Raw genomic sequence first — 5,973 nt, 5'->3', positions numbered from 1 at the left:
GGGTGGCCAGGACCAGCCGCGCCTCATCGCCGCGGCGATCGGCTTCAGCCTCGCCGCGGCCCTTTTGGAGATCGACGAAACCGTCAGCCCGGCCGGGGACTTGCGCACGAGCTCGGTCTTTTCCCAGATAGGCAAAAACGTCGCCAAGACCTATCTGAAAAGCGTCGTCTTCGACCAGTTCGCCCCTGGCCCTCCCAACGACCCCAACGTGCCGACCATCGGCCTGCTGCTCTGTCAGGGCGCCACCACCGTCCCCGAGATCTGCCACTACATGTTCTTCCTCAACCGGGGCAGCGCCTTCCCCTGCCTCGACGTCTGTCTGACCAGCCTGAGCTGCTTTACGGGCATCTGCCAACCGCTGACCTTGGCTCGCGACGAGGTCGACAGGTTCCGTGGTTTATAACCCAAGGGGTGCATGATGGATAGTGTCATCTTGATCGCATTGATCGCAAGAATCGTGCTCGCCGGCGTGTTCGCCCTCTCGGGCCTCGCCAAGCTGATCGACCGAAAGGGTTCCCGGCAGGCGCTGCGCGACTTCGGCGTGCCGGGCGTCCTGGCGGCGCCGCTCGGCGTCCTGCTGCCCCTTGCCGAGCTTGCCCTCGCCGCCCTTCTCTTGCCGGGTGCTACCGCCTGGTGGGGGGCGCTCGGCGCCTTAGGGCTCCTGGCGGCCTTTACCGCGGTCATCGCCGTCAACTTGCTCCGCGGCTACCGGCCCGACTGCCGCTGCTTCGGCCGGCTCAGTGCCGGGCCCATCGGCCGGACCACCGTGGCGCGCAACAGCGGGCTGATGGCGATAGCCGGCGTTGTGCTCTGGCAAGGACAGCAGGCCCCTACCCCCGAGCTGGGCGCGGCTGTTTGGTTTGGCCTGAGCGCAGGTGGCCTAACGGTCCTGCTCCTTGGCGGCATGGGCTGGCTGCTCTTCGCCCTCTGGCGGCAGCAGGGGCGGCTCTTGCTCCGCCTCGAGGCTTTGGAGGCCGGCGAGGTTTTGGAGACGGTGCCGGGGCCAAAAGAGGAGAGGATGGCGGCCGCCGGTCTCCTTGTCGGCAGCGCCGCACCCGACTTCCGCCTGACCGATCTCGGCGGCTCGAGCCTGAGCCTGAGCGAGTTGCGGGCAGCGGGCAAGCCGGTGCTGCTCCTCTTCACCGACCCGCACTGCGGGCCCTGCAACGCCCTCCTGCCGCAGTTCGGCCGCTGGCAAGATGAGCATGCAGGTCGGCTGAACCTCGTTCTGATCAGCCGGGGCACAGCCGCAGACAATCTTGCCAAGGCCGCTGAGCACAAGCTGAGTACGGTCCTCCTGCAGCGTGATTTCGAAGTCGCCGAAGCCTTGCACGTAAAAGGCACGCCGAGCGCCATCCTGATCCGCGCCGACGGCACCGTCGGCAGCCCGGTCGCTGGCGGCGTTCAGGCCATCACCGAGCTCGTCGCCAAGATCGCACCAGCGCCTTCCCCTCGAGAACAGCTCCCGGCAGCGGCCAAGCCAGCAGAACCGCGGCTGGGGCAGCCTGCTCCCGACGTTATCCTCGCGGACTCCGAGGGGCGGCCGGTCCGGCTTACGGACTTTCGGGGCCGCGACACGCTGCTGCTCTTCTGGAACTCGGGCTGCGGCTTCTGCCAGCGCATGCTGGAAGACCTCAGGCGTTGGGAACGCGACATGCCCGCCGGGGCTCCCAGGCTGCTCCTCCTCACCCCCGACCGAACCGGCGAGACCACGGGTCTTCGCGCGCCGATCCTGCTCGACGAAGGCTTTGCGGCCGGGCGCGCCTTCGGCGTCAGGGGCACGCCGTCCGCGATCCTGATCGACGCTGAGGGCAAAGTCGCGTCGAAGGTTGCCGTGGGCGCCGCAGCCGTGCTCGAGCTGGCCCGACAGGGCCTCAGACCCAGCCGTCGGGCCAAGACGCCGACGGCCAAGCAGCCCGCTGTCTTGGGAGGGTAGGGTCGTTTGCGCACCATGCCGTAGCCCTCGCAAGCACGAGGGCTACGGCATGAACATCTCAACGAAACGTAAGATGTCCTGCTGAACAGGACACCTCAAGGAGCCAGCGCGTGAATCCGATAGCCCAACACATCTACGTCGTGCGCATCTGGCGCGAGCCGACCGCCGACGGCCTGGGCAGCTGGCGGGCCTCGGTGAGCGACTCGCAAAACCGCGAAAAGCGCTTTTTCGCCAGCCCCAGGGCGCTGGCCGCGTTTTTGGGTCTCGAGGCGGACGCGCCCGAGGACGCGCCCCAGGACCCCTCGTAGGGGCGCCCTACATCGCGCCCTACATCGCGCCCTACATCGCCCTAGGCGGCGCTCAGGTTGGCGTACTTGGCCAGCAGCCGCTTGGCGCCGGCCTCGGTGAAGACGACGGTGATCTCGGCCCTAGCGCCCTCGCCCGACACCCCGACCACCGTGCCCAAGCCGAACTTGGGGTGCTTGACCTTCTCGCCGCCCCGGTAGCCGACGCCGCCGGCCCCAGCTCCTGCTCCGTCTTCAGCCGCACCTTCTGAGCCCGCCCCGCTCGGCGGCCGCCACACGGTGCGGCTGTACTTGCTGAGCTGCGAGATATCCGCGAGGTCCTGGCCGAAGATGTCCACCTCCTGGAGCATGCCCCTGGGTACGTCCTCCAAAAACCTGCTCGGCCGGGCGATCTCGGTGCGGCCGAAGCTCATGCGCGACTCGCAGTGAACGAGGTAGAGCCTGTCCATCGCCCGGGTGACGCCCACGTAGAGCAGCCGCCGCTCCTCCTCGATCTCCTGCAGGCTAGCGGTCGAGGAGCGGTGGGGGATCAGGTTCTCCTCCATACCGACCAAAAAGACCGCGGGGAACTCGAGCCCCTTGGCGTTGTGGAGCGTCATCAGGGTGACGGCCTCGGCGGGGACCTCGGCGATGCCGGCGGCCTTGTTGGCCGCCTTGACCGCGCGGTCGTCGACGCTGGCCATCAGGGCGGCCTCGTCCAAAAACTCCGCGATCGAGCCGCCGTGCTCCTCTTGCCACTCGGTCACGGCGTTGATCAATTCTTCCAAGTTCTCGAGGCGGCCCCGCGCCTCGAAGGAGCCCTCGTCCTTGAGCGCCTGAACATAGCCCGACTGGTCGTAGACCGCCTTCAAAAACTGCGCGGCGCTCAGGCTCTCGGCGGCCTCGCCGAGGTCGTCCATCAGCGCCACGAACTCGCCGATCCTCCTGACCGCCGGGGTGCCCTTTAGGACCTCGTCCACCTCTCTCAGGGCGTCGACGAAGCGGACCTGCCCCTTGGCCGCCCAGGTGGCCAGCCGGTCCTCGCTGGTCTTGCCGACGCCGCGCTTGGGCCGGTTCAGGATCCGCCGCCAGGCGATGTCGTCGGCGGGGTTCAGGGCGGCCCTAGCGTAAGAGAGCATGTCCTTGACCTCGCGGCGCTCGTAAAAGCCCACGCCGCCGACGATTCTGGCAGGGATGCCGGCGCGCCGCAGGGCCTCCTCGGCGGTGCGCGACTGCGCGTTGGTGCGGTAGAGGACGGCGACCTCGTTGGGGCTCATCCCTTCGGCCAGGAGGCGTTCGATCTGCCGGGCGACGAAGTCGGCCTCGGCGCGGTGGTCGGTGGCGCGGTAGATCCTTACTTTATCCCCGGCGGGCTTGACCGCCTTGAGGGTCTTCTCGAGCCGCGCCTCGTTGTGCGAGATGACGGCGTCGGCGAGCTCCAAGACCGAGCCCACGCTGCGGTAGTTGGACTCGAGGCGGTAGACGCTGGCCTCCCGGTAGTCGCGCTGGAAGTCTAAGATGTTGCGCACGTCGGCGCCGCGAAAGGCGTAGATGCTGTTGTGAACCAGCACCCCGTCCGCGAGGTAGGTATGCGTCGGGGCTACCTCGAGGTCGAAGACCGGGCCGTCGTAGTCTGCCCTGTGAGAGGTCTCGACCGGAAGCTCGACCAGGCGACCCTCGCCGTGAATGAGCATGCGCATGCCCGGATGGAGGTGAGAAAGGGGCGTCAAGGCATACATCCGGCCGTCTATTTGGGCCTTGCGTTGAACGTCCATGCCACCCTCGCTTGCGACCCGTCGCGCGAGGGCCAGGGCGTCCGGGTAGTCCTTCCGGCTCACCTCGAGGCGAAAGCCGCCCCGTCCGTTGCTCCTTACGGGGTGGCCCGCCCGAACAAGGCGCTCGGCGATATCCGCGCGAACCGAGGACCACTGGACGCGGTGGTAACCCACCGAGCCATGACGGAAATCCTGGAACATGACCAGATTGACGGTCTGCCGCCTGAGGCCGTTTTGCGGGCGACAGTGAGGAAAGTCCGGGTGAAGCTGAAGCTCCTCCATGAGCCTCTTGGCCGCCGAGGCGGTGTCCAGCTCGAGGTAGAGGCGATGTATCCAAGCGTCGTCCATCTTGAGGCGCCGCCCCAGGCCGTGAAAGAGCAGGGTCGGCAGCTTGTAGGCGGCAGCATAGTAGGCTTCCCAGTAACGGGCTTCGGCGTAATCGGCGCAGACGCGCAGGACCCAGAGCTTGTCGCCATGCTCCTGCGCGAGCCGCACCCTGAAGCCCAGTTCCTCCCGCCCGAAGTCGTTGGAGCGCAAGCTCTTGGTCAGGCCGACGCGGTAGCCGCGGTCGCTGCGATACATGAGGTAGACGTAAAACGAGCCCGCCTCGGGAACCATGCGCGCCAGGACGAGGTGATGCGGTGTGCCTCTAAGCCTGCGGCTCCCGGCGCGGACCTCCACCATCGGCCCGGTGAAATGCCCGCGCGTGACGGCCGTTACCCGACCCCAGCTGGGCTCTGAAGCCCCGCCGCTGCCCAAAACCTCGTCACCCTCCTTGACGCACTCAATAGGCCGACACCCCTTGCGGGTGGCTATTTGCGTTCCTGGAGGCAGACACTGGTCGGGGTCGCCGACGACCATCAAGTTGCCGTACTTGCTGGCTAACAGCCGCGTCAGCTCGTACTGGGCGGCGTTGGTGTCCTGGTACTCGTCGACGTGGATGAAGACGGCGCGTTGCTGCACCCTTTCCAAGACGTCGGGGTGCTCCCGGAAGAGTTCGATGCTGCGGCCTAAGATGTCGTTGAAGTCCACGGCGGAGAGGCGCCTGAGCCGGCTCTCGTAGCGGCGGTAGCCCTCGACGATGAGCTCCAGCGGCAGGCCCGCCATCATCGCCTCGCCCTGCTGGGCGAGCGCCTCGGGCGACCACAGGTTGGCCTTGGCCCGGTCGATCAAGGCGCGCAGGACGCGTGGGTTGACGTCCTCCAGGCCGCGCACGCTCTCCAAGATCTCCTTTAACAGATCGAGCTGGTCGGTGTCGTCGTAGATGGCGAAGCCGGGATTCAGCTCGATGAGCTCGCCGTAGACCCGGAGGACGCGCAGACAGGCCGAGTGGAAGGTGCTCACCCACAGCTCCCGGGCCCGCGGCCCCATGAGCTGGGCGACCCGCTCCTTGAGCTCGCCCGCGGCCTTGTTGGTGAAGGTGACGGCCAGGACCTCCTGCGGATAGACGCCGTGTGCGGAGAGCAAGAAGGCGATGCGGTGGACGACGGTGCGGGTCTTGCCCGAGCCCGCCCCGGCCAGGACCAGAGCGGGGCCCTGGTAGTGCTGCACGGCAGCGCGCTGCTCGTCGTTTAAGGGAGCGAGGAGGGGATGGTCGGTGGGGGGAGTAGGCTGATCGGGCATGGTTTTCCAAGCGGCTCGCGCGGAGCGGTCCCCATCATACCCACAGGGCCCTGGGCGTGGGTGAACGGCGACCGGACCCGCGGGACCTGGTATCTGGGGCCTGGTGTCGGGAGCCTGGTGTCGGGAGCCTGGTATCATGGCCGCGCGCCATGGTCGATGCCCGCAGCCGCTTTGCCGCCCGTCTCGAGGCCGGCGACGTCGGCCTCGAGGCCTGGACCCTGGTCGCGGTGCGCGGCGAGGAAATCTTCCTCGTGCAGCACGCGCTCGAGCTCGGCCCGCAGCGCCGGGAGGGCACCGTGCGCGCCCTCTTGCTGCGCGGCGGTAGGGCGCGGCGCCGCGAGGCGCGCGTCCAGCG

General features: G+C 67.9%; 5 protein-coding genes. 4 read left to right on the top strand and 1 reads right to left on the bottom strand.

What is annotated here, in order from left to right; genetic code table 11:
• From M3498_17370 to M3498_17360, 3 genes are all read left to right on the top strand, one after another.
• On the top strand, positions 1–403 hold a 403-nt coding region (locus M3498_17370), incomplete at its 5' end, for a hypothetical protein (GenBank protein MDQ3461035.1).
• 30 nt (positions 404–433) lie between these two features.
• Positions 434–1,936 carry a redoxin domain-containing protein gene (locus M3498_17365; protein MDQ3461034.1) on the top strand — a complete coding sequence of 501 codons (1,503 nt, stop codon included), beginning with the start codon at positions 434–436 and terminating at the stop codon, positions 1,934–1,936.
• A gap of 110 nt (positions 1,937–2,046) precedes the next feature.
• The gene (locus tag M3498_17360; protein ID MDQ3461033.1) at positions 2,047–2,244 is read left to right on the top strand and encodes a hypothetical protein; all 198 of its coding nucleotides are present in this window, start codon (positions 2,047–2,049) and stop codon (positions 2,242–2,244) included.
• Between the two features lie 41 nt (positions 2,245–2,285).
• Here the strand turns inward: M3498_17360 and M3498_17355 are convergent, their stop codons facing one another.
• Positions 2,286–5,618, bottom strand: coding sequence for a UvrD-helicase domain-containing protein (locus M3498_17355; GenBank protein ID MDQ3461032.1), 3,333 nt, complete (start codon positions 5,616–5,618; stop codon positions 2,286–2,288).
• Positions 5,619–5,767: 149 nt separating this feature from the next.
• Here M3498_17355 and M3498_17350 point away from each other — a divergent pair.
• Positions 5,768–5,973: hypothetical protein (locus tag M3498_17350; protein ID MDQ3461031.1), on the top strand; the 206-nt coding region annotated here is incomplete at its 3' end.

The organism is Deinococcota bacterium (assembly GCA_030858465.1).
Classification (GTDB): Bacteria; Deinococcota; Deinococci; order Deinococcales; family Trueperaceae; genus JALZLY01.
This window is presented reverse-complemented; position numbering and strand designations above follow the sequence as displayed.

Coding starts and splice junctions, on each gene's coding strand:
- M3498_17355 (MDQ3461032.1), bottom strand. CDS start 5,618: ATGCCCGATCAGCCTACTCCCCCCACCGACCATCCCCTCCTCGCTCCC.